We start from the raw sequence: 22,479 nt of genomic DNA, 5'->3' as shown, positions 1-22,479 counted from the left end.
ACGAATGAAGCTGGTCGTCGACGCCAACGTCGTCATCTCCGCACTCATCGCCGATTCGAAAACGCGGGAGCTCATTGTCACGCTCGAACCTGACCTGCTGACACCAGCGTTCGTCTCCGAAGAAATCGAGAACTACGAGGAGTTGATCGTCGAGAAGTCCGGGATGGGGCCGGACCGAGTGGCACAGTTTATCGACCTATTGTTCCAGTACGTCGAAGTCGTACCTGCTGCTGAGTTCTATCCGGCCATCGAGCGGGCAGATGACGCAATCGGCGAGACCGACCCCGACGACGTACTCTACCTAGCGTGTGCGATCGCCCGCGATGCGGCTATCTGGAGTGACGATTCCGACTTCGACGAACAGGACGTGGTCGAGACGTTCTCGACGAGCAATGTGATCGACTCGTTCGACACGATCTGACTCGGAGTACAGTTGCTCTCCCTTCTGATCGGTTTTGACCGTACGTGGATCACGTGACACCGACTAGCTCGTTCGACCATCGAACGAATCGACCGTTCAGGTGTGAGGCGGCCGAATTCTGCGGGCCCCATCCGGGATGATACACGCCGGGAAATGTATTCCTGATAGCCGCTCACGATCAAATCGACCGAGAGAAGTGCCAGTGGTGAGAGCCGATTCGCAGCTGAGGTCGAATGCCTGGCTTCCCCCAACGTATTTAGTATTCACTTCACTGACCTACGGTAACTGAATGGCGGGCGGGATTCGACGCCGGCGATTGCTCGGGGGCGTAGCAACGGCCGTGGGCGTCGCAGTGGCTGGCTGCTCGTCTGGCGGTTCCGACGACGATAGCTCCGCGGACGACACTGTCGCATCGGGAGGAGCTGAAACGTCGAATGCCGATGGCGGAACGGACTCCGACGGCGACGGAGAGGGCCCGTCGGAAGAGCCGCCTGCGGCGTATATCGTGGATCTGAAAGACGCGTCCGGGCAGAACATTGGGACGCGAAATACGGAGCAGACGTGGGACGATCACCGCTTCGACAGGGCAGCCCTCTACGAGAACTGCGTCTCGGAGTGGCACCAGGCCGCTGTCTACGATCAGGTGATTCAGGAGCTGGAGAATAACAACCAAGAAAAATACAACTGAAATAATCAAGGACTTTTGTTCTCCAACCATAATTCAACAGAAGGGTACGGCCACTGGGACAAAGAATGGTACTCAGAACTCACACAACTGGAACACATTATCGGCGACGCACAAAACGCAGTCAGGACACACCAAAGACACGTACACCCAACAGCATTCTCGGCCTGGAATCACAGATTCGCAGCAACAATCCAAGAAATAGCCAACACATTCAACCAAGAACTAAACCAATACCAGGAACAAAACAACGGAAAAGCATTCCGGGCAATATATGTTAATGAAAGTCAGCACGGCACAGCGATTGTCTACACAGATCTAGAAAATACAGACATAGACGGGGAACACCCATGGCAATTCGTAGACACAACCTCAGGCACAATTGCTCCTGTAACAGAAGATATCAACACCGGCGGAGTATTCAACCCATTTGTCGATGGCTATCAGCCGGAAGATCAGACCGGCCTCGGTTATGAACGAGAGAAAAAATCAGCTATCGGATCTCTGCAGGGTTTTATTGACCAAGATGCCGATGACCTGGATAACCTTCAGCGGAGAAAACTTGGCATCAGCAACAATCTTCTCGAAGAGATATTTAACGACCACATCCCGTCAGCAGGTTCGATCGGTCCGATACTGGACCTCATAGAGAAGGCTGCAGACGTTCAACTGGAAACCGGGAAACACATTCAAGCCTATGGCGAAAGCCTCGAACACTACCGTCTGGCTGTCGGAGATCAAGAACTCTACGACATGGGCATGACTCCTGGCTCAAACGTTGATGCGGAAGCTGTCGAATCGTATATTTCCGAAACTACGGGGTAGCGACCGCGGGCCAGTGACTTGCCGAGGCGTGGAACAATATAGGCAGAAGAATACCGCTTCGAGTCCGGTTCTACTAGTAGATTCCTGCTGAAGGTCTGCGTCACGAGAAAGCTAGCAGTAGATTCTATCCCGCCACGCAGCCCGAGGCTCCAGCCCTCACCCGCGGATTCCGCGTCGTCATCTCCCTCGATCGAGCAATTCGCGTGATTTTCCGCGCGCGAGGCGACTGCCGAATCAATTTTGACTGCGAAATTCCCCCGGAGAGAGCAGTAGCTGGCTGGTGAGTTCGACGCTGCAGAGTTCTCTGAATACTAGTACCTACGCATCAGCTACGCCGCCGAACGACCCGAGCGAGTTTGCTTCTCTGGAGCCACTCGTCGGAGAGACTGAGTGATTCATCTCGGTCGTTATACCGCCGCTCGTGGTCTCGTAACGGACAAACCAACTGCTGGTGGCAGTCAGAATTGTCCTCCACCCGCCCGATTCCTTTCTCAAGTGAGTGCACCCGATGTTCGAGACCCATCAGTGGTTGAGCCGCCGCTGACGCTTCGAAGAGGACCGCATCCTCATAGCATTCGCATCCAGAGTATTACTCTCAATAGAGTACCGAACGGACAACGGCACCGTTATCCGGGTACGAGCCATAGAAGTGGAAATGGTTCCCTCCAACAACCACGCCGAGCGTCAGCTGCCTCACAAGGCAACGCTCTATTGTCCGAACTGTTCACACGAAAGTCGCATCAACGGAGACTGGATCATCCACGTCCACGCCACCCATCTCGACTACGAGTGTCCCGAGTGTGGGCACGAAATCCAGTCTCGGTCGAGCAAACAGAATGTGATCACACCCGCATAAGGGAGCGACTCAGTTCGGATCCATCGATTGCCAGTTCGGTTGCCAGCAGGCGGGATTACTACACAGAAGGTTGTGAGTGGCTTCGCGCCCAGATTCGTACCCGACTGCCGAGCCAATATTTTGGATCGTCACCTCCACACCTGACGTTCGGATATAACAGTTCGTGCCGTACCAGTTGGAAGGCACATCTCTTGCAACGTCTTTCGGGGAGTGCTCGCCGGACTAAAGCGGTCGCTTCGCCCCGGAGAAAAAGGACTCCGATCGCTGCTCTCCGGTCAGAGGCAGACTCATTCGAGGTCGCCGGTGGTATAGATTCGTACCTCCTCGGCGCACAGTACGACCCGTTGGTCCCAAATGCGTGTGCTCAGGAAGACCGGGCGATCAGTCCAGTGGAGGGTTTCGAAGATGTCAGTACTGACCCAATCATCGAGCTCTGTCGGTTTGTCGAAGACATCGATATTGGCAGCGTGGAAGGCATTGATTACTGCCTCGGCCATTTCCTCATCACTGCCGAGAGAGTATGTCACTTGAAGGCCGGAGGTCCCGTCGTCAATCAACGGAATAGGGGCCAACCTCTATGGCAGTACCCTCATACAGATAACATAACGGTATTACACACCATGCAGCCGTGGTGGCAAATCACGTGAAGCGAGGGAGGGGGCCGGGGGAACAAGACCGACGGTTGTCATCGTGAGTTGGTGGGAGCCACGATCCACTCTCAGAATCCAGTGATGGAGATGTTGATTCCTCCGAGACGAAGTTGATCAACCACTTGCGAGGCTTCCTTCTCGACCTCCCCTTGGTACAGGGTTTTGTCGTTGTTCGAAGCCATCATTCCGAAGAGGGTTTCCTGTTTCTTCGACTACCGGAATCGACTGTTTCGTGACTATCTACTAGTAGATTCCTGCTGAAGGCCTGCGTCACCGATTCGACACCGAGCGAGGGGTCGCGTCGAAAAGATCGGGCTGCTCGCAGGGGATCAGTACGCGCGGAGGTCCTCGAGCACCGCTTCCGCCGAGCCGTCGGCGATCGCGTCGCGCGCCGCGTCGAGGCCGTCCTCCAGCGAGTCGACGTCGCCGCCGGCGAAGATCCTGAACGCCGCGTTCAGCGCCACTGCGTCGGCGAAGTGGTCCTCGCGCTCGCCAGTGACGACGGCCTCCGTGATCGCCGCGGAGTCCTCGGCGACGTCGTCGACCTCGAGGTCGGCTTCTTCGAAGTCCATGCCGTACTCGGCAGTCTCGATCTCGTAGTCGTCGAGGTCGGCGCCTTCCTGCCAGTCCGCGACCTTCGTGTAGCCGGGGCGGATGTCGTCGTAGCCCTCCATCCCCTGGAACATCACGACGCGGTCGGGCGTCCACTCCTGGCTCTCCTGGGCGGTCTCGACGATCTTCTTCGCGAACGCGAGGTGGTAGAAGCTCCCGAGGTGGACCGAGGCGTCCGCGGGGTTCGCGAGCGTCTCGATCGTGTTGACGAAGCTGCGGACGCCCATCTGGTCGCGGCGGTCCTCCAGGGCGTCGATGCCGGGGTTGAACGCCGGCTGGTAGTAGAAGCCGAAGCCGGTCTCGTCGACCATGTCGGCGCTTTCCTGGGGCTCGAGTTCGGTGCGGACGCCGAGTTCGTCCAGGACGTGCTTGTAGGCGTCCTGCTTCTGGGTCGGGACCCGGTCGCCGCTGTGGGCGACGACGGGCGTGCCCGCGCCGGCGGCGACGATCCCCGCGGCGACGCCGAGGATCGCGGAGCGACCCTTGCCGTCGTAGTTCGCCCCGCAGTCGACGGGATCGCACTCCGGCGCGACGGTGTCGACGCACTCCTCGTGCATGACGTCGACGTAGGCGCCGAGTTCCTCCGGCGTGTTGCGCTTCCAGCGGTTCGCGAGCCAGAACGCGCCGAGCGTCGTGTCGTCGGGTTCGCCAGCGAGGATTCGCTGGAACGCCTCCCGCGCCTGGGCCCGGTCCATGTCGTCGGCGGACTTCGGCCCCGAGCCGACCACTGCGGTCATCAGTCGCTTCAGGGGCCACTCGCCGAACTCCTGGGTCGCTTCTGCCATGCCCGCGCGTTCGTGGTTCGTCGGCAAAGGCCCGTCGTTCCCGCGTGAATCGCTGGACGAACGTGTTCGAACGCCGGGCGCGTTGCGGGTGGTACTGGGGGAGTCTTCCAAGAATCGCCACGCTCGAATTTCCGCGTCTGCGCGCGCTGGCGGTGAGCCGAGCGGTAGCGAGGCGAACCACGTCGGAGCTTGCACCGACGGCGATCGGTCGAGAACCGCTCGCCGGCGAGCGGCCGTCGCCAGCTAGCGTGCGAGCTTTCAGCCCAGACGTTCACGCCGACGGCCAGTCGGGATCGACGCCGACCAGGTCCGCGCTCACGTCCCACAACTGCTCCCGGACCGCGGGATCCTGCGCGTCGTAGTCCGGCGACTGCTCCTCGCCCTGATCGACGTACACCCCGTTTCGCTCGCCGTACTCCGGTGCCGCGAGGAGGTCGACCATCCGGTCGGCGCCGGTCTGGAGGTCCGTGCCGACGCCGGGGACCCACGCCACGAGCCACGTCAGCAGGCGCGAGCGCCAGGCGCTGCCGAGCCAGATGCGGGTGCCGCGGATGAAGCCGGGACTAAAACAGTTCGCGACGACACCGTCGGCCGCGGATCCCGCTCCACCGTCGTCGGGACCCATCCCAGCGGCGTCGAGGCGCTCTGCGAGTTCGACGGTGAAGACGGCGTTGGCGAGTTTCGATCGCGAGTACGCGTCGAGTCCGTCGTAGCCCGACTCGAACTGGAGGTCGTCGAAGTCCAGTTCGCCGCGGTACTGGAGGCCCGAACTCGTCGTGACGACGCGGGCTGGGCCGTCGATCGACTGCGCGCTCTCCCGGAGCCGGGGGAGCAGTTCGTGGGTCAGCAGGTATGGTGCGAGGTGGTTGACCGCGAACGTCAGTTCGACGCCGTCCGGGCTCTCGATGCGGTCGCCCCGGGCGAGGCCGGCGTTGTTCGCGAGGGCGTGGATCTCCTCGTAGCTCGCGAACAGTTCCTCGGCCAGTTCGCGGACGGCTGCCTGCTCGGCGAGGTCCGCGCGGTGGAACGCGACATCCCCTGCCGCGTCCGCCGCGGCAGTCTCGACCTCGCGGCCCCGCTCCTCGTCCCGGCCGACGGCGGCGACCATAGCGCCGCGATCGGCGAGATCGAGCGCCGCCCGGCGCCCGATGCCGCTCGTTCCGCCGGTGAGCACGACGGTCCGGTCGTCGAGGTCGGTGGTGCTCGTGGATGACACGACCGTCGGTTGCACCGTCATCGGCTAAGTCGCTTGGGCAGGCGGCGACGGAGTCAGTCGTTGAATGCGGGATCGACCCGGCTGCCCCGATATCGTAGGACGGGCGGTGACGGGGGCGACAGCGACGCGATTCCGGTCCCGAAAGCGATACACACCCCACTCACTTAGGCTGGCCAATGAGTGAGGCGACCGGGGACTGGCGGGCGTCGATCGACGACGTCGACGCGCGCATCCTCGACGGCTTCCAGAGCGGGTTCCCGATCGAAGAGCGGCCCTTCCGTGTCGTCGCGGAGGCCGTTGGCACCGACGAACAGGACGCCCGGGACCGGGTCGAGGCGCTGCTCGATCGCGGGCTCCTCCGACGGTTCGGCCCCGTCCTGAACCCGCCTGTGATCGGCGCGTCGACGCTCGCGGCGCTCAAGGTGCCCGAGGGGGACGGCGAGCGCACGGCAGTTGACGGGGAGCGAACCACAGGTGACGGCGACCGAACGGCGGACGGCAACGGGACCGCCGAGGACCGCTTCGCCGCCGTCGCCGAGGTCGTCAACGGCCACGAGCAGGTCAACCACAACTACCGCCGCGACCACGAGTGGAACATGTGGTTCGTCGTGACTGCGGGGTCGCTCGATCGTCGCGACGAGATCCTCGCGGAAATCGCCGAGGAAACCGGACTCGAACCGCTTGTGCTCCCGATGCTCACGGATTACTACATCGACCTCGAGTTCCCGGTGGTCAACGACGACCGCTTCGCCCGGGAGAGCGCCGCCGCGGAGGGCGTCGAGGCCACCCGGATCGCCGAGTCCGCCCGGGGCGACCTCTCGGCGTTCGACGCCGACCTCCTCCTCGCGATCCAGGAGGGGTTCCCCGTCTCGACGACGCCCTATCGCGACGTCGCCGCATCGCTCCCGGCCGAGCACGACGCGACAGTCGCCGACGTGCTCGCGGGGATCGAACGGCTCAGCGACGCCGGCTGCGTCAAGCGGATCGGTTGCATCGTCAACCACGTCGCCACCGGGTTCGACAGCAACTGCATGGTCGTCTGGGACGTCCCCGACGACGAACTCGACGATCGAGGCAGCGCCGTCGGGGGGCTCCCATACGTCACGCTGTGTTACCACCGGCCGCGACGGCCCGAGCGCGACTGGCCCTACAACCTCTTCACGATGATCCACGGCCGGGACGCCGACGCGGTCGACAGGAAGGTCGACGAACTCGCCGAGGAGTACCTTCCCGTCGAGCACGAGCGCCTCTTCTCGACGGAGACGCTGAAACAGACTGGCGCGCGATACGAGGCGTTGCTGGAGTAGCGCGGTGCGAGGCGTTTCCGTCCGTCAGCGTCGCTGTCGGAGTCGAACGGTTCCAGCACCAATCAGACACTGATCGCGAGCGCTGCCGTTACTCGTCGGACGTCAGATAGAGCAGCGGCGCCAGTACGAGCAACACGAACCCGAACAGCCGCCACTGGTACGCAGACGCGCTGATCGGCGTGATGACGAAGAGCGTGCCGAAGAGGCCGGCGTTGAGTGCGAATACCTTCCGAGACTGCAGCGGCAGGATGGCGAGGACGGAGAGGACGAACCCGACCAGAATTGCGTGGCCAATGTTGTAGGCCAGCAGGAAGTCGTTCATCCACTGGAGCGGTACCGGCGTCATTCCTGCTCGTATCTCCCCGAGTTGCACCCTTGAAAGTTCCGTTCCGGCCCCGGGATCGGCTGGTTCCTGGGCCGCTGGTTGTGGCGGCGCCGTCCCGGACGTGTCCCGGCAAGCGGGCCGACCCCCAGGATACGGGGGCATGCAGTGCGACCGCTCCCGGTTCGACAAGGAGCGGACGCACGGAATCCCATGGAGCGTGTGACAGTGGGCGTGCGTCCATCCGGATTTGGTGACGAGCACGTTTATGCCTGTTGTGAGGTTGGAGACCCGCTAGCGTCCGATTTCGGCCGATTGGACCTGTCGAGTTTCCGATGGGCTGGCGCCCACCACGCTCCGCCAGCCGATCCGTGACGGCACGTTTTTCTCCCTCCATCCCGCACCGACGCCAAATGGTAGATCCGACCTCGGACCTCGGGGAGGACGTCGATCCCGAGGACGCGCCGACCTGCGAGACCTGTGGCGATTCAATCCTGCAAGACCCCGAGCACGTCGTCGAGACGTGGGTCGAGGACGGGACCGTGCAATCGCGACACTTCTGCAGCCAGGACTGTCGGGACGCCGCGTAACGGCGGACTGGAAGCGGGCCGAACCGCTCGGGGGAATCAATCTGTAGAACAGGTGCTCAATCCGACGAGCCCTCGGCTTCCTCGCTCCGTACGGCGTCGCCGAGTCCGTCCAGCGGGCGGTCGGGGTTCGCGCGACGGGCCTCCGGCGACAGCCCGAGCTGGTACCCCTCGGGATCGGCCTCGTCGCGGAGGTGCGTCCGGCCGCGGTGGACGTGCACCTCGCCTTCGAGGTGGAGCCGGACGGCCTCGAGCAGCGCCTCGGCCTCGAGGGGCTGCCCGCGGCGTTCGAGTTCGTCGGTGCTCGCACCGTCGGGCACGTCGAACACCCGCTGGGTGATGATCGGGCCCTGGTCGAGGTCCGTCGTCACGTAGTGGGCCGTCACGCCACCGACGCGGACGCCCTCCTGGCGGGCCTGCTCGTAGGCTCTCGCTCCGGGGAACGCCGGTAGCAGACTCGGGTGGATGTTGATAATCCGATCCTCGTAGCGGAACACGACCTTCGGGGAGAGGATCCGCATGTACCGGGCCAGGACGATCAGGTCCACGTCGTACTCCGCGAGTAGGTCGAGCAGTTCGTCCTCGTCGGGCTGGCCGCTCTCGCCGCCGACGTCGTGGAAGGGGACGCCGTGGCTCGCCGCGAGCGGTTCGAGGTCGTCGTGGTTCCCGATGACGACGGAGACCTCCGCGCCGAGTTCGTCGTTCGCCCACGCGTCGAGGAGCGCTTCGAGGCAGTGTGACTCCTGGGTCACGAGGACGGCGATCCGTCGCGTCGCCCGCTCGGAGGGAAAGCGAACCTGCACCTCGACGCCGAGGTCGTCGCCCAGCTCCGCGAGGTCCGCACGCAGTTCGTCCTTCGTGCACTCCATCTCCGAGGTGTCGACGGTCATCGACATCCGGAAGAGGCCCTCCCGGACCGCCTGATCGAGGTCCTCGATGTTGATGCCGTGCTCGAAGAGGAGCGTCGTCGTCCGCGCGATCAGTCCCGTGTCGTCGTCTCCGATCACCGTGATCTCGGTGAACTCGCTCGTCATCGCTGCCACCTCCGCGTCGGGACTGTCGGCTGCATACTCGTTCCGTGGCAGGTCGGCGCGCAAAAGACTTCCCGTCTGGGCGGATGCTGCATTCCAGCGGTTTCACTAGCGAGAGCAGCATCCGACCAGTTCACTGAATCCGTCCCATAACAGAATGTATTTAGGGCAGTTACCCATGCAACAGAGCATGTCCGACCGACGCGACCGGCGCAGTGTTCTCCGCGCCGGGCTCGCCTGCTGTTCGTTTGGTCTCGCTGGCTGTCTCGATATCGTCGGTGACAGCGGTGACGATGGAAGCTATGCAGACGGTGAAGCCGACGACACCTCGGAACCGCCGAACGGGACCGATCCCGTTCCGAACGGCACCGACGGAAACGGGACCGACGGTAATTCGAGCGATCCAGGTGACGATGATCCGCCGGAACCCGATCCCGATCCGGTGACCAGCTGGCCGATGCAGCAGTACGACGCGCAGAATACGGCCGCCGTTCCCGCTCCATCGCCCGCGGGTGCCGAGTTGGATTGGCAATTCGAAACGGACAGCGGAATTCGGTCCAGCCCGGTCGTCGCCGACGGCATCGTCTACGTCGGTGACAAAGATGGGACCGTCTATGCCGTCGGGGAAGACAGTCAAACCCACTGGAAGGAATCAGTTTCAGGCGATAAAATTGACTCCACCCCAGCAATATACGACGATCTTCTGATCGTCCCGTTCCAGACCCATCTCCAAGCATACGACCGATTCGATGGCACCGAGCAGTGGCAGTATCCCTCCGAGTATGGCGTTGGGGAATTGACCGTGGCTGATGATTTGGTGATCTTTGGAGACACGACTTCCCGGGTGCAGGCAGTAGATGCGAAAAGTGGCGAAGGGGAATGGACGATGCCAAGCGGTGTGTACGGCAGTTCGTATTCTGAACCTCCCGCGGTGCTTGCCGGAGAAGTCATCATTCCTCGATCGCAGGGTGCCGAAAACGACTCACACGAACTCTCTGCAATCGATATCGAGACGGGTCACAGACGGCCCCTCGTACGGACGACAGATTACGACTTCCAAACTGGCGTTTCCGTCTCCAACGACCGAGTGTTCGTTGGCGCAAACGATGGGGTTCATTCCTTCGATTCGAGCGGTACAGAGGTGGGTGTCTTTCCCACAGATCGACCGATCGAGTCAGGTCTCGCTATTTCGGATGGAACCGTTCTCGCGATGTCAACCAATCAAAATTCTGGGACACTGTACGCTCTCGACCCATCGCTTGGGCACCAACAGTGGTCCGTCGAGACAAACAACTCGGTCAACACAGGACCGGTCATCAGTGGAGATTGCGTTCTCTGGGGCCACTATGGGCCAGAAATCGATAGCACGTTGAAAGCCGTCGAGATAGCAAATGGAGAGAGCGCGTGGTCGAAGACCTTGGATGAAATATCTGAATACCATCAATGGGCAGTAGCCAGGCAACGCCTCTACGCGGCTGGCTCAAAAGGATTCATCGTCGCATTGCAGATACAGTAGCGTCGGGCGTCCACTCGGTCAGTAAGCGAATACCGGGGAGTTCCCGAAATGTGCGGACTCATCCGAGGGCATATCGCCAATATGCTCGGGTACGTCGCCGATAGTCATCTCCGGAAATTCGGCAGATATCGACACCCTGCTTCGTTGACCCCGTCCATCCACGACGCTCACAGTGACAGACTCCGACCCATATGATCCGTCTGGGACCGGAACAGTCAGAATCCCCTCTGCATCTTTATCGAGAGGGCCGGTACCACCAGCCTGTGCTCCAGAGATCGATACCTCTAGCGACTCGACAGGATTGTATCGATCTTCGACATCGTACCTGATTGCGATTTCCTCCTCGCCCTGCGATAGGACGGAAGCATTGAGATTTGGCGCCGGATCCACGAGCACCCGCCGCTGCAACACGGACGCCTCACTCACGTTCTGCACGTAGTCCTGCGAGCTCACGTTGCTCGCGTCGTGATCCGCGTTCGCCACCGTCTCCGAAAACGTCACTTCGAGATTCGCCGACACGATGTTCGGCCCCGGCGAGAGCGGCGGCCGCAAGCGCGTGTCCGAATCGAAGTACCCGCCGGGTGCGCTCTCACCGTTGACCGTCCACGTGCTCTCGGTCACGGAACCGCGGTCGTTCGTCCGGACCACGTACGGCGTGCTCGAGTAGCGCCAGCCGCCGTCAGTCGAATCCGGCGCCCCTGTCACCAGCGCCGGCCCTTCGATCCGGGGGTAGTCGCCCGACGGCCCCGAGGGCGTCCAGGTGCCACCACCGCCCGGCGCGGTCCAGGAATCGCTCACCGTCTGATTCCACGAGTTCGTCACGACTGCACGATACGTCGTCCCGGGCACGACGTACGTCGAGCGGTTGAAGATCCCACCGTTCTCAGGCAGCGTCCGGTTGCTCAGTTCCCGATCGCCCTGGTACCAGGTGATATTCTCCACGTCGGCGTCGCCGGGCGCGACGGTCGCGGTGAGATTGCCTTCCGCCGCAGTCGCATTCGGCCCCGTCAGTTCCACGCCGAACCCACCGCGGGGCACCGTCGTCACGTACATCGTGTCGGTCTGCCGACGACCGTCGTCGTCCTCGACGGCGAGCAGCACCTCGTACTCGCCGAGTTCCGGCGCCTGAAAGCTCGCGAGGCTGCAGTCCGCAGAATCACAGTCCGGCGTGATCGTCCCGCCATCGGGCGTCGTCACGTACCAGACGTACTCGACGATCTCGCCGTCGGGAGCGAACGACTGCGAGCCGTCGAGCAGCACCGACGCGTTCCGCTGGACCTCCTGGTCCAGTCCAGCCTCCGCACGCGGGGGCTCGCCTGCTGTGGCGTCGGCCGGAGCAATTGCAGCGCTCACGGGCGCTACCACCGCCCCAGCGACGAGGAGAAGCACCAGACTGAACGAAAGAACGTCCGTTTTTCCTTTCATCTTATCGTGTAGAAGATTAACTCCCTCATCACTATTTAAAACTGTTCGACTCGGCCCATTCCCGGGGTTTCTTGCAGCAACCGAATCAGGCGCTAGCCAGAGATTCCGTTCCCGCCTCACCTGTACCGCCACTCAGGCCGCGCGTGCGCGCCTCTCGTCGAAACGCATTTGCGGTCCCCCGCGGTAGCAGCGCCTATGCAATCGACCCCCGCGCTGCTCGGCTTCGATCCGCTGTTCTGGATCCTGGCAGCGGTCCTCCTCGGCTTGATCTTCTTCGGGTTCCTCCTCTTCCGGCGGACCGTGATGGGCTTCAAAGAAGGGATGGACGACGCGAACCGCTGACTGCGGTCGCTTCGAAGCGGCTCGAACTCAGTCCTGAACGACGTCCGCGACGAGCGACAGCGCCTCGTCGACGTCGGCTTTGTCCACGTTCCGGTGGGTACAGAAGCGCGCGGTCGTCTCGTCCATCGTCGTACAGGCGACGCCGGCGTCCGCGCAGGCCTGCTTGAACGCTGCCGCGTCCTGCGCGGCGTCGCTCACGTCCACGAGGACGATGTTGGTCTCCGGAGCGACGACGTCGAGGCCCGGAAGGTCCGCGAGACCGACGGCGAGTCGGTCCGCGTTCCGGTGATCGTCGGCGAGCCGGTCGACCGAATCGAGGGCGAGCAGCCCTGGCGCGGCGACGATCCCGGCCTGGCGCATCCCGCCGCCGAGGAGCTTCCGGTTGCGGCGAGCGGCCTCGACGAACTCGGCGGATCCGGCGAGCATCGAGCCGATCGGCGCACCCAGCCCCTTCGAGAGGCATACCATCGCGGAGTCGACCTGCCGTGTGAACCGCTCGGCGGGCACGTCGTGAGCGACGGCGGCGTTGAACAACCGGGCCCCGTCGAGATGCACCGGTACGCCGAGGTCGTGGGCGGCCTCGGCGGCCGCGTCGATCCGCTCGGGGGCAATCGCGAGCCCGCCCCGCCCGTTGTGAGTGTTCTCGAGACTCACCAATCCCGTGCCGGCGCGGTGGACCGATTCCTCGACGTAGCCGGATTCGATCGCCTCGGGCGTGGGGACGCCGCGCTCTCGGCCGTCGCGGCGGACGGTCTCCTCGAACGGCCGGGTCTGGAGGCCGCTGTGGAGGGCGAGGCCGCCCACCTCCCAGTTGAAGACGTGCGCCTCCCGATCGACGAGGATCTCCTGACCGGGTTCGGTGTGGGTGCGGATCGCGATCTGGTTGCCCATCGTCCCGGTCGGGACGAAGACGGCCGCCTCGAAGCCGAGTCGGTCGGCGACCGCGGCTTCGAGTTCGTTGACGGTCGGGTCCTCGCCGTAGACGTCGTCGCCGACGTCGGCGTCCCTGGCAGCGTCGCGCATCGCGTTGCTGGGCGTGGTGACGGTGTCCGAGCGGAGATCGATCATGCCAGAGCGTTGGCAACGGGGCCTGATATAGCTGGCCTGCTTGCCGGCATCCGGCGGCCCGCCAGGACCACGATACACGGTACCTCGTCACAATTTAGCACTTCAGGCTGGAGTTCGTCGGTTCGAGCATGTCGCGACTCGCGACGCACTACGAGGCGCTCCGGGAGCGATTCGGAAACGGCCGGATCGATCGCGACTCGGCACCACACTGGCTCGGTCCGCTCCGACGCCGATTCGTGGCCGCGGACGGGGCGAGCGTCCTCGAGTCCGCACTCGATCGGCCGACGCTCGCGACGATGGGCGTCGGGATGACCGGCCCGCCGCACCTCGGCACAGTCGGCCAGCTCCTGACTGCGATCGAACTGCAGGAGGCCGGCCTGGACGTGCAGTTCGTGCTCGCGGATCTGGAGCCGTACCACGGCGGCGGAGACATCGAACGAATCGGTCGGCTCGCGGAGCGCTACCGCGCGTTCGCACTCGACCTCGGCTTCGACCCGGAGCGGGGTACCCTGCGGACGCAGTCGGAGGCGACGAACGCGATGGCGACCGGACACCGAATCGCCCGGTACTACCCGACGGAGCAGGGAGACGCCGGAGCGGACCGACCGAGGACGGACTGGGAACGTGCGGTCGATGCAGCGTACGAAGCGGCACCCGGAGACGACGCTCCGGCACCGACCTCCGCTGCCGCAGACGCCCACAGCAGCGTGCTCCACGGCGCGGACTTCCTCCACCCGCTCGTGGAGGGGAACTACGAGCAGCTCCTGCTCGTGTTCGGGGCCGACGAGTCGGATCTGCTCCCCTGGGCGCGTTCGTTCCGGGACGACGCCGGCATCTCGGGGCGCATCGGGGGTCTGTTCACCCGGATGGTGCCCGGGTTCGAGGGCGTGCCGAAGCAGTCGAAGTCCACCGACGCCGGGGTGTCGCTCGCCGAGGCGCCCGCGGCGATTCACGAGCGGATCGCCGCGGTACGGGATTCGGCGGACCCAACCGACTCGACAGTCTTTCAGTCGATGTGCCTCGCCTCGCGGTACGACGCGGAGCGTCTCGACGCGCTGGCGGAACGGTACGAGGCGGGCGGCGAGGCGTGGGAAGCCGCGCGACGCGAGTACGCCGAGTACGTGGCCGGGCTGGCCGAGCGGTGGCACGCGACTGCCACGTGAAGCGATCGTATCGGCGCGCAATCGGAACGGGTTTCACCACCGAAACATCACGATCCTCCATGGACCCGCGCATTCGGGAGCACGCCGAGATCCTGATCGATCACTCGGTCGGACTGGAGGAGGGAGACAACGTCGTCATCAGCGCGCCGCCGGTCGCTGAGGACCTCGTGGTCGCGCTCGTCGAGGTCGTCGGTGACCGCGGCGGGAAGCCCCTGACGCTCCTGGGGAGCGACAGGGTCGGCCGGGCGTACCTCAAATCCGCCGAGGAGTTCGAGACGCCCGAGCACACCCTCGCGATGGTCGAGGAGAGCGACGTCCACATCTCGGTGCGGGCCAACGAGAACGTCACCGAGACGAGCGACGTCGACCCCGAGACCAACTCCGCGCACACCCAGGCGATGATGCCCGTGCGCGAGGAGCGTCTCTCCAAGCAGTGGAACCTCACGCAGTTCCCGGCGCCCGCGAACGCCCAGCTCGCGGAGATGAGCACCGAGGCGTACGAGAACTTCGTCTGGGACGCGATCACGAAGGACTGGGAGGCCCAGGCCGCCCACCAGCAGCAGATGGTCGACCGGATGGACGACGCCGACGAGGTCCGGATCGTCTCCGGCGACACCACCGACGTGACGATGAAACTCGGCGACAACCCGACGATCAACGACGACGCCGAGCACAACCTCCCGGGCGGCGAGGTCTTCACGGCGCCGATCCCCGACTCCGTCGAGGGCGAGGTCCTCTTCGACCTGCCGCTGTACCACCAGGGCCGCGAGGTCGAGGACGCCTATCTGAAGTTCGAGGGCGGCGAGGTGGTCGAGCACTCCGCGGCCAAGAACGAGGAGGTTCTCACCGAAGTCCTCGAGACCGACGACGGCGCGCGCCGCCTCGGCGAACTCGGCATCGGGATGAACCGCGACATCGACCGTTTCACCTACAACATGCTCTTCGACGAGAAGATGGGCGACACCGTCCACATGGCGGTGGGGCGGGCCTACGGCGACACCGTCGCCGAGGGCAACGAGCAGAACAAGTCCGCCGTGCACGTCGACATGATCGTCGACATGAGCGAGGACTCCCGGATCGAACTCGACGGGGAAGTGGTGCAGCAGAACGGGACCTTCGTCTTCGAGGACGGCTTCGAGGGCTGAACTGCGTCCTTTTCGTTTCTGAGGAGCCGCGTTTGGTTTCAGTTTTCTTCGAAAGCCCCGACTGCTCCGGTCGCGCGGCTCGCTGTGCGCTTCGCTCCCTCTGGTCGCTCCAGTACTTCCTTCGCCGTGCTTCCCGGAGCGGTCGGCCCCTTTCGATGTCCCGCCCACCGCGCCTCGATCCTCTCCAACCTTCTGCACCGGAAGACGGTCCGGCTCGCTCCGCTCGCGGGCTGCGACTTCCGAGCCCTCGCTCGCTTCGCTGCACTCGCTGCGGTGCCTGAGGCGAAGCCACTGACTTGCCGGATCTTCGATCCAGCATCGCTCGGCCCTCGCACGGTGTCGCGCGACTGGCTGCTCGCCGGAAAGCGGCTCGCAGCCGGCGGCAGCGCGCCGACGTGGGGCACCGGGGTTTCGCGCAGCGTGGACCATTCACCGCGTGCGGTCAGGGGCTTCCAAGCTTTTCGCTATCGCGGTAATGGACAAATTCGATCCGAAAGCAACTCGTCCTCAGTTCCCTGCGTGTCGATCCGCCCTCGACGGCGGCGGGATCTGCTCGCCGTCGGCGAGGGGATCCGGCCCCGAACGAACGGAGCGATCGGACTCCTCGTTGACGTGGGCGTAGCTGTCGGGATCGTTCGCGAGCGGATGGGCCGGATTGACGTCGCTGTCGATTCGGGCGGCCCGAAAGCCGCCGAAGCCGGCGATCCGGGCGCGAATGCCTCGCCAGTGGTGGGCGGTCGCTGGCGGGAGCGTCACGTCGGGGAACGGATCCCGGGTGCGCGAGCCGTCGGCGAGCACGGTGGCGTTGACGTTGGCGGCGAGGTCGTCGTGGTCGATCAGGACGCCCACGCTGGAACCCCGCGGCACTCGCGCCGCCAGCACGTCGAGCCCGAGGTGGAGGGCCCGATACTCCGCGACGTTGTTGTCGGGAGCGGCGTCGGGGAGGGAGAGTCGGAGCACCCGATCGCCAGTGCGGGTTTCTGCGACGACGCCCAGCCCACCGCCCATCTCGCGAAAGGACCCGTCGGTCGCGAGGTAGTAGTCACGGTGGTGTGTTCGCGGCGGATGAGCAATGTGCGGGGTGGGTGAGTCGTCGAACAACTCGCGCAACGCCGGCCGGCCGTGAGCGGCCATGCCTCCGTTTGTAGCGGTTCGAACATGAATGCTTGGGTGGATCGGGCCGTCGCTGTCGGCCGATGCGGCCAGCATTCTCGTGGCGACGCCCCGATCGACGGCCGACGCGTTTCGGACCGAAACGGTTTGAACACCCCCGCTCGGACCTTCGAGCGTGTCCGCACGACGGAACGCGCTCCTGTTTCTCGCACTGGCTGCCGTCTGGGGATCGGCGTTCGTCGCGATCACCGCCGGGCTGGAGTACTTCCCGCCGGTGCTGTTCGCCGCGCTGCGGTACGACGTCGCCGGCATCATCATGCTCGCGTACGCGTACGCAACGACCGACCAGCCGCTTCCCCGTGGCCGCGACCAGTGGGCAGTCGTCGCGGTCGGGGCGGCGCTCCTGATCGCCGCCTACCACGCGCTGCTGTTCGTCGGGCAGCAACACACCACGAGTGCGACGGCGGCGATCGTCGTCAGCCTCTCGCCGGTGCTCACGACGGGATTCGCACGGATCGCGCTTCCACAGGAACGGCTCACGGTGGTCGGCCTGTTCGGGCTCGGCCTCGGCCTGGTCGGCGTGGGGCTCATCGCGCGCCCGGATCCCGACAACCTCCTCGCACCCGACGCGGTGGGGGTGCCGTTGATCGCGGGCGCCGCCGCGGCGTTCGCGCTCGGGAGCGTCCTCACCCAGCGAGCCGACACCGAACTGCCGACGATCACGATGGAGGCCTGGGCGATGCTCGGTGGCGCGCTCCTCATGCACGCCGTGAGCCTCGCGATGCCCGGGGAGTCCCTGGCCGGCGTGACGCTCACCGCGGAGGCGCTGCTCGCCATCGGCTACCTCTCCGTCGTCGCGAGCGCCGCCGGATTCTTGCTGTACTTCGCCCTGCTCGATCGGCTCGGTCCGATCGAGGTGAACCTCGTCTCCTACGTTGCGCCCATCGTCGCCGCAGTGGTAGGGTGGCTGCTCCTCGGCGAGACCGTCGACGCGGTGACGGTCGCCGGCTTCTGTACGATCGCCGCCGGGTTCGCGCTGGTCAAGCGACGTGCGCTGGCCGAAGAGGTCGTGGCACTCCGGTCGTTACTGCGGGGCGAGAAGCGGGAGAAGTCCTGAGACGTCGGGAGGACCAGCGAGTGGCGGTGCTCGTGAGTCGAAGGAACGGAGCCGCAGAAGATGGCGAGGGCCCCAGCGCTGGGTGGCGCGTCGGCGCCTCCTGGCAGGGGTCGGCCGAGCGAACTCGAACCGCGAGCCCGCGTGGGGCCACCCGGCGTTGGTCCCGCGTCCCAGGGTGGATGCGTTGGGGTTCGGGAGCAGTCGTGAAGCTGTGCGTCCCTCGGAGGGAGGGGTCAGTTTCGTCCGGGAGAGTGAGAGTGTCCCAGCGCGATGGCGACCACGTTGGCCGCCAGTAGCGCGAGGAACACGGAGAGTTCGGCCTCGGTCTCGAGGCCGGTGGCGACGAGCGGCACGTAGAGGAACGGGAGGGCGATCGCACTCCAGAACCCCGCGGCGCGCACGGGGGTGAACACGTGGCGTCGCGCGGTCTGGAGCACGGATCGGGCGCGCTCGTCGAACGATGCGTCTGCACCGTCGGAGGGAAGTTCAAGGTGGGATGGGGGACTCGACATCGTGGGCACCTCGCCTATTCACGACCAGAACGGCGACCATCATATAACGGGCCGAGCGTTGGGTCGTTTTCGAGTCGTTTTACGCGAGTCAATCCGCGTATACCGACGTTTTACGAGAGCCACAGCGGCGTGGAAACGTTTTATCGAGCAAGCTAACGGCACGAATCCGGAACTGCACGAACGTTCACTGGCGTCGGTCTGCGCGACGATCCCGTCGAGACTCGCGTTCCAGGCTGTCGACGCCGGTCGAGCGCGCGATCGGCGACGGGGCGGGTCACTCCTCGACGTCGATCGTCGCCTCGATCGACCCGTCGCTGCCCCGGACCCCGACGACCAGTTCGTCGGGCGCGTCCGGCGCCGTCGTCTCGAAGGAGAGCACAGTCCGGTTCCCCGGAGCGAGCGAAACGGTTCGGTCGGCGACGGTCTCGGCACCGGCCTGGAAGCGGAGGGTGTCGGTCCCCGCCTCGGGCCCGCGGTTCGTCGCGCGGACCTCGATCGAGAACGACTCGCCCGGGGCGACGGACGCCGGCGCGTCGAGGAGGTCGAGGTCGATCGTCGCGTTCGGCACCGTGATCGTCTCGGCGGCGGACGTGAACGTCTCCGTGGGCGTGTCCGGAGCGCTGGCGACGATCTCGACCTGCCCCGGAGACGCGACCTCGACGGTCGCCGTGCCGTTAGATCCGGTCTGGACGGACTGGCCCGCGACCGTCACCGTCCCCTCGATCGGCTCGCCGGTGTCCGTCCGCGTGACCGTGGCGGTGACCCTGCCACCGTCCGTGATCGCCGCCGGTGCGACGGACAGCGCGAGCGGGACCTCCCGTCGCTCGACCGTGACCCGCGCCTCACCGGGTGCGAAGGAGACGGCAGGCGTCTGCGCCGCGGTCGCCCGGATCGTCGCCGTGTCGGCCGCGTCGAACGGCACCGCGGCGCGCCCGTCCACGCCGGTCTCGATCGTCCGGCTGCCGACGGTCAGCGTCGCAGCGACGGGCTGGTCCGTGTCGGCCCGCCGGACGGTCGCGGTGACGGACTCGCCGGCGACGATCTCGCTCGGAGCGACCGACACGTCGAGCCCGACGGTTCGGCGTTCGACCGCGACGGTTCCCACGTGGGCATGGTAGGTCTCGCCGCCGCTGTCCTCCCGCGTGCCGACGACGATGAGTCGGCCCGCGCGATCGGGGACGACGACGGACTGCGAACCGTTGTGACGCTGGATCCCACCGGCGGGGAGGTGGTCGCCCTCCGCGACGAATCTGGTCGCGATCGACCCGCGCACCGCAGTCCCGATGTCGTCCCGGACGAGCGTCAGTGCGATCGGCTCGCCGGCGGTCGCCACCGAGCGATTGGCTCGCACGGCGAGTTGGACGGGTCGCGGTGCGACCGAGATTGCGACCTCGTTGCTCTCGCGCGTCGAGTCGTTGGCACCCGGTGCGGTCGCCGTCGCCGACAGCTGTCCGGCGCGGTCGATCAGGACGACGACCCGCCCCGACTCGTCGGCGGCGTAGGTCGCGCCGCCGATCGAGACGCTCGCGTTCCGTGCGGGCGTGTCGTTCCCGTCGGTGACGGTGAACGCGACGGGTTCGCCGATCTGTAGCTCCGACCGGTTCGCCTCCAGCGAGAGGGAGGTCCCATCCCCGCCGTCGTCGCCCGTCAAAATGTCGATGACGGGGAAGACGCCACCCCCACCGCCGCCGGAGAGCGCGGGACCGAACGTCGCGCCGCCGACGAACAGCGCTGCTGCGACGAGCGAGATCACCAGGAGGAGCAGGACGGTCGGGTCCTTCCACGGCGAGTAGCCCGGGCCGGCACGGACTGGGCCGAGCAGACCACCGCCCGCTGGCTCCGACGTTGGCGACGATCCCGGAACGGGACGGGGCGCTGCCCGTCGGTCCGCTCCCGGTTCCACGATCGTATCGCCACTGCGCACGATGGCGGAGTTATAGCCGGAGGGGCAAAGCCATGCGGGCCGAATCCGGGGTCTGGACGGGAAATTGGCGGCCGTCCGGGCGCGAATGTCTGCTGCTCGGCCGTCCGCCGGGTGCGTGCGGTTCGACCGTCCAAGGGTTTCGCACGACTCGATCATCCACCGCAGCTCCGCTCGATTCGACGAGCCACCATTGGGCGGGACTGGAAGGGGACGACCGGGAGGGGGCTTCCAAGGCGGTTTCCCTGCATTCCTCGCCAGAATGTTTCACCATTGCGTCTCCAATGGCACGATCACGAACACCTGGCGGGCGAACCACTATACGACTCGCCTGCTCACCCCAAATCATGCAGACGCTCCTACTGGACAGCGACGCGGTCGCGGCAAACGCGCAGATGCCGGACGTGATCCCGGCGGTGGAGGAGGCGTTCGCCGCGGACGATCGCGGCGACGTGCAGATGCCCGCGAAGTCCTACATCGAACTCGAGCAGTACAACGGCGACTTCCGCTCGATGCCGGCCTACCTCGACGTCACGGGCTCGGCGACGGCCGAAGAGTGGGACGCCGCGGCGGTCAAGTGGGTCAACGTCCACCCGGACAACCCATCGGACCACGATCTTCCCACTGTGATGGGGACGCTGATCTACTCCGATCCCGAGACCGCGTACCCGCTGGCGATCATGGACGGGACGGAGCTGACCCTCCAGCGGACGGGCGCGGCTGCGGCGGTGGCGACCGACCACCTCGCGATCGAGGGCGCGACCTCGCTTGGGATCGTCGGCGCCGGCGTGCAGTCCTACTCGCAACTCGAGGCGATCGCCGAGATTCGGCCGATCGAGACGGTCGTCGTCTCGGACGTCGACGACGCACGGGTGGCGGCGTTCGTGGAGGCCTTCGGCGACCAGTTCGACGTCCGCGGCGGCTCGATCGAGGAGGCCGCCAGCTGCGACGTGCTCTCGACGGTGACGCCGGTGCGCGAGCCGATCGTCCCCCGCGAGGCGCTCGGCGAGCACACCCACGTCAATGCGATCGGCGCGGACGCGGCGGGCAAGCAAGAGCACGAAGCGCAGACGCTGCTCGACGCCAAGGTCGTGATCGACGACTACGAGCAGTGCACCCACTCCGGCGAGATCAACGTACCCTGGGCCAGCGGCGAGTTCGGCGAGGACGATCTCTACGGCGAGCTGGGGGCGATCGTCACCGGGCACGTCGAGGGACGAACGGCGGACGATGGGATCACGCTGTTCGATTCTACTGGGCTGGCGATTCAGGACGTGGCTGCGGCGCACGTCGTCTACGAGCGGGCGACGGCCGATGGCGAGGGGACGCCGTTCGACCTGCTCGGGCTGGACTGAATGTGGGTTCTGGGTTTTGCGGGGCCGACTTTCGAGTGACTGATTCCTTGGAAGCCCCCGCCCGCTCGACCAGCCGCGGCTCGCTGCGCGCTTCCCTCAGTCGCTACGCTCCTTCGCTCCAGTGCTTACTTCGCCGGGGGCGGATCGACCGGTCGGCCCCTTCCAGTCCCACCCGACTGCACCCTCATTCCTCCCCAGCCTTCTGCGCTACTCGCGTCGCTGACGCTCGCTGCGTTGCCTGAGGCGAAGCCTCAGACTTGCTGGACCTCCGGTCCAGCATCGCTCGGCCCTCGCACGGTGTCGGCGATTGGCCGCTCGCCCGCGGGGGGCTCGCGGCCATCGCTCAGCGCGCGCCGAGGGGGTCCACCGGAGATTCGCGATACTACCCAAACACAATGGGCGGGGCTCCGGAAGGGGCCGACCGGTCGCGTTCGCTGACGACGCAAGGACCGCAGGCGAGCGTCAGCGAGCCGAGGACCACAGCGAGTCAGCGGGCGCGAGCGGG

General features: G+C 65.3%; 21 protein-coding genes. 11 read left to right on the top strand and 10 right to left on the bottom strand.

Annotation, left to right across the window (positions count from 1 at the left end; translation table 11 throughout):
• Positions 1-4 precede the first annotated feature (4 nt).
• The 3 genes from L593_RS08200 to L593_RS15625 all read left to right on the top strand — a co-directional run bounded on the left by L593_RS08200 (position 5) and on the right by L593_RS15625 (position 1,931).
• Positions 5-421 carry a PIN domain-containing protein gene (locus L593_RS08200; protein ID WP_020446486.1) on the top strand — a complete coding sequence of 139 codons (417 nt, stop codon included), beginning with the start codon at positions 5-7 and terminating at the stop codon, positions 419-421.
• 505 nt (positions 422-926) lie between these two features.
• Complete coding sequence (locus L593_RS15630) at positions 927-1,109, top strand: hypothetical protein (RefSeq protein ID WP_144060732.1); 183 nt, start codon at positions 927-929, stop codon at positions 1,107-1,109.
• A 15-nt stretch (positions 1,110-1,124) separates the two neighbouring features.
• Positions 1,125-1,931, top strand: coding sequence for a hypothetical protein (locus L593_RS15625; RefSeq protein ID WP_144060731.1), 807 nt, complete (start codon positions 1,125-1,127; stop codon positions 1,929-1,931).
• A 1,143-nt stretch (positions 1,932-3,074) separates the two neighbouring features.
• Here L593_RS15625 and L593_RS08185 read toward each other — a convergent pair.
• From L593_RS08185 to L593_RS08175, 3 genes are all read right to left on the bottom strand, one after another.
• The gene (locus L593_RS08185; protein ID WP_020446484.1) at positions 3,075-3,314 is read right to left on the bottom strand and encodes a hypothetical protein; all 240 of its coding nucleotides are present in this window, start codon (positions 3,312-3,314) and stop codon (positions 3,075-3,077) included.
• A gap of 452 nt (positions 3,315-3,766) precedes the next feature.
• The gene (locus tag L593_RS08180) at positions 3,767-4,834 is read right to left on the bottom strand and encodes an anthranilate phosphoribosyltransferase (protein WP_020446482.1); all 1,068 of its coding nucleotides are present in this window, start codon (positions 4,832-4,834) and stop codon (positions 3,767-3,769) included.
• A 271-nt stretch (positions 4,835-5,105) separates the two neighbouring features.
• Positions 5,106-6,050 carry an SDR family NAD(P)-dependent oxidoreductase gene (locus L593_RS08175; protein WP_201764621.1) on the bottom strand — a complete coding sequence of 315 codons (945 nt, stop codon included), beginning with the start codon at positions 6,048-6,050 and terminating at the stop codon, positions 5,106-5,108.
• Positions 6,051-6,226: 176 nt separating this feature from the next.
• Between L593_RS08175 and L593_RS08170 the strand changes: the two genes are divergently transcribed.
• The gene (locus L593_RS08170) at positions 6,227-7,357 is read left to right on the top strand and encodes an Lrp/AsnC family transcriptional regulator (RefSeq protein WP_020446480.1); all 1,131 of its coding nucleotides are present in this window, start codon (positions 6,227-6,229) and stop codon (positions 7,355-7,357) included.
• 88 nt (positions 7,358-7,445) lie between these two features.
• Here the strand turns inward: L593_RS08170 and L593_RS08165 are convergent, their stop codons facing one another.
• On the bottom strand, positions 7,446-7,703 hold the full coding sequence (locus tag L593_RS08165; RefSeq protein ID WP_020446479.1) for a hypothetical protein: 258 nt from the start codon (positions 7,701-7,703) through the stop codon (positions 7,446-7,448).
• Positions 7,704-8,092: 389 nt separating this feature from the next.
• Here L593_RS08165 and L593_RS15980 point away from each other — a divergent pair, with 389 nt between their 5' ends.
• Entirely contained in the window at positions 8,093-8,269 is a 177-nt protein-coding gene (locus L593_RS15980) for a hypothetical protein (protein WP_020446478.1), read from the top strand.
• A 56-nt stretch (positions 8,270-8,325) separates the two neighbouring features.
• Here the strand turns inward: L593_RS15980 and L593_RS08160 are convergent, their stop codons facing one another.
• The gene (locus L593_RS08160; RefSeq protein WP_049894397.1) at positions 8,326-9,300 is read right to left on the bottom strand and encodes a formyltetrahydrofolate deformylase; all 975 of its coding nucleotides are present in this window, start codon (positions 9,298-9,300) and stop codon (positions 8,326-8,328) included.
• A gap of 187 nt (positions 9,301-9,487) precedes the next feature.
• On the opposite strand from L593_RS08160, the gene L593_RS15335 reads away from it, so the two are divergent.
• Positions 9,488-10,813, top strand: a complete 1,326-nt coding sequence (locus tag L593_RS15335) for a PQQ-binding-like beta-propeller repeat protein (protein WP_187292606.1) — start codon at positions 9,488-9,490, stop codon at positions 10,811-10,813.
• Between the two features lie 18 nt (positions 10,814-10,831).
• On the opposite strand, the gene L593_RS08150 is transcribed toward L593_RS15335, so the two are convergent.
• Positions 10,832-12,166, bottom strand: a complete 1,335-nt coding sequence (locus L593_RS08150; RefSeq protein ID WP_144060730.1) for a PKD domain-containing protein — start codon at positions 12,164-12,166, stop codon at positions 10,832-10,834.
• A gap of 267 nt (positions 12,167-12,433) precedes the next feature.
• Here L593_RS08150 and L593_RS15975 point away from each other — a divergent pair, with 267 nt between their 5' ends.
• Positions 12,434-12,580 (top strand): hypothetical protein, encoded by a 147-nt coding sequence (locus L593_RS15975; protein ID WP_187292661.1) that lies wholly within the window; start codon positions 12,434-12,436, stop codon positions 12,578-12,580.
• A gap of 27 nt (positions 12,581-12,607) precedes the next feature.
• On the opposite strand, the gene L593_RS08145 is transcribed toward L593_RS15975, so the two are convergent.
• Entirely contained in the window at positions 12,608-13,648 is a 1,041-nt protein-coding gene (locus L593_RS08145) for a low specificity L-threonine aldolase (protein WP_020446474.1), read from the bottom strand.
• Positions 13,649-13,776: 128 nt separating this feature from the next.
• Here L593_RS08145 and L593_RS08140 point away from each other — a divergent pair, with 128 nt between their 5' ends.
• Together L593_RS08140 and L593_RS08135 are read left to right on the top strand one after the other, a co-directional pair.
• Positions 13,777-14,811 (top strand): hypothetical protein, encoded by a 1,035-nt coding sequence (locus L593_RS08140; RefSeq protein WP_020446473.1) that lies wholly within the window; start codon positions 13,777-13,779, stop codon positions 14,809-14,811.
• A 59-nt stretch (positions 14,812-14,870) separates the two neighbouring features.
• The gene (locus tag L593_RS08135) at positions 14,871-15,956 is read left to right on the top strand and encodes an aminopeptidase (protein WP_020446472.1); all 1,086 of its coding nucleotides are present in this window, start codon (positions 14,871-14,873) and stop codon (positions 15,954-15,956) included.
• A gap of 507 nt (positions 15,957-16,463) precedes the next feature.
• On the opposite strand, the gene L593_RS08130 is transcribed toward L593_RS08135, so the two are convergent.
• Positions 16,464-17,090: a hypothetical protein gene (locus L593_RS08130; RefSeq protein ID WP_020446471.1), complete on the bottom strand. Its 627-nt coding sequence runs from the start codon at positions 17,088-17,090 to the stop codon at positions 16,464-16,466.
• Between the two features lie 154 nt (positions 17,091-17,244).
• Between L593_RS08130 and L593_RS08125 the strand changes: the two genes are divergently transcribed.
• On the top strand, positions 17,245-18,186 hold the full coding sequence (locus L593_RS08125) for a DMT family transporter (protein ID WP_020446470.1): 942 nt from the start codon (positions 17,245-17,247) through the stop codon (positions 18,184-18,186).
• A gap of 233 nt (positions 18,187-18,419) precedes the next feature.
• On the opposite strand, the gene L593_RS08120 is transcribed toward L593_RS08125, so the two are convergent.
• On the bottom strand, positions 18,420-18,698 hold the full coding sequence (locus L593_RS08120; protein WP_020446469.1) for a hypothetical protein: 279 nt from the start codon (positions 18,696-18,698) through the stop codon (positions 18,420-18,422).
• Between the two features lie 274 nt (positions 18,699-18,972).
• Positions 18,973-20,622: a hypothetical protein gene (locus L593_RS08115; RefSeq protein WP_020446468.1), complete on the bottom strand. Its 1,650-nt coding sequence runs from the start codon at positions 20,620-20,622 to the stop codon at positions 18,973-18,975.
• A 344-nt stretch (positions 20,623-20,966) separates the two neighbouring features.
• Between L593_RS08115 and L593_RS08110 the strand changes: the two genes are divergently transcribed.
• Complete coding sequence (locus L593_RS08110) at positions 20,967-21,974, top strand: alanine dehydrogenase (RefSeq protein ID WP_020446467.1); 1,008 nt, start codon at positions 20,967-20,969, stop codon at positions 21,972-21,974.
• The last annotated feature ends 505 nt before the right edge of the window (positions 21,975-22,479 follow it).

It is taken from the genome of Salinarchaeum sp. Harcht-Bsk1, assembly GCF_000403645.1.
Lineage (GTDB): Archaea > Halobacteriota > Halobacteria > Halobacteriales > Salinarchaeaceae > Salinarchaeum.
This window is presented reverse-complemented; position numbering and strand designations above follow the sequence as displayed.

Excerpts from the sequence above, each read along its gene's own strand:
- L593_RS08180 (WP_020446482.1), bottom strand. The coding sequence starts at position 4,834 with ATGGCAGAAGCGACCCAGGAGTTCGGCGAGTGGCCCCTGAAGCGACTG.
- L593_RS08110 (WP_020446467.1), top strand. The coding sequence starts at position 20,967 with ATGCAGACGCTCCTACTGGACAGCGACGCGGTCGCGGCAAACGCGCAG.
- L593_RS08165 (WP_020446479.1), bottom strand. The coding sequence starts at position 7,703 with ATGACGCCGGTACCGCTCCAGTGGATGAACGACTTCCTGCTGGCCTAC.
- L593_RS15335 (WP_187292606.1), top strand. The coding sequence starts at position 9,488 with ATGTCCGACCGACGCGACCGGCGCAGTGTTCTCCGCGCCGGGCTCGCC.
- L593_RS08160 (WP_049894397.1), bottom strand. The coding sequence starts at position 9,300 with ATGACGAGCGAGTTCACCGAGATCACGGTGATCGGAGACGACGACACG.
- L593_RS08130 (WP_020446471.1), bottom strand. The coding sequence starts at position 17,090 with ATGGCCGCTCACGGCCGGCCGGCGTTGCGCGAGTTGTTCGACGACTCA.
- L593_RS08135 (WP_020446472.1), top strand. The coding sequence starts at position 14,871 with ATGGACCCGCGCATTCGGGAGCACGCCGAGATCCTGATCGATCACTCG.
- L593_RS08140 (WP_020446473.1), top strand. The coding sequence starts at position 13,777 with ATGTCGCGACTCGCGACGCACTACGAGGCGCTCCGGGAGCGATTCGGA.
- L593_RS08170 (WP_020446480.1), top strand. The coding sequence starts at position 6,227 with ATGAGTGAGGCGACCGGGGACTGGCGGGCGTCGATCGACGACGTCGAC.
- L593_RS08145 (WP_020446474.1), bottom strand. The coding sequence starts at position 13,648 with ATGATCGATCTCCGCTCGGACACCGTCACCACGCCCAGCAACGCGATG.
- L593_RS15980 (WP_020446478.1), top strand. The coding sequence starts at position 8,093 with ATGGTAGATCCGACCTCGGACCTCGGGGAGGACGTCGATCCCGAGGAC.
- L593_RS15975 (WP_187292661.1), top strand. The coding sequence starts at position 12,434 with ATGCAATCGACCCCCGCGCTGCTCGGCTTCGATCCGCTGTTCTGGATC.
- L593_RS08200 (WP_020446486.1), top strand. The coding sequence starts at position 5 with ATGAAGCTGGTCGTCGACGCCAACGTCGTCATCTCCGCACTCATCGCC.
- L593_RS08120 (WP_020446469.1), bottom strand. The coding sequence starts at position 18,698 with ATGTCGAGTCCCCCATCCCACCTTGAACTTCCCTCCGACGGTGCAGAC.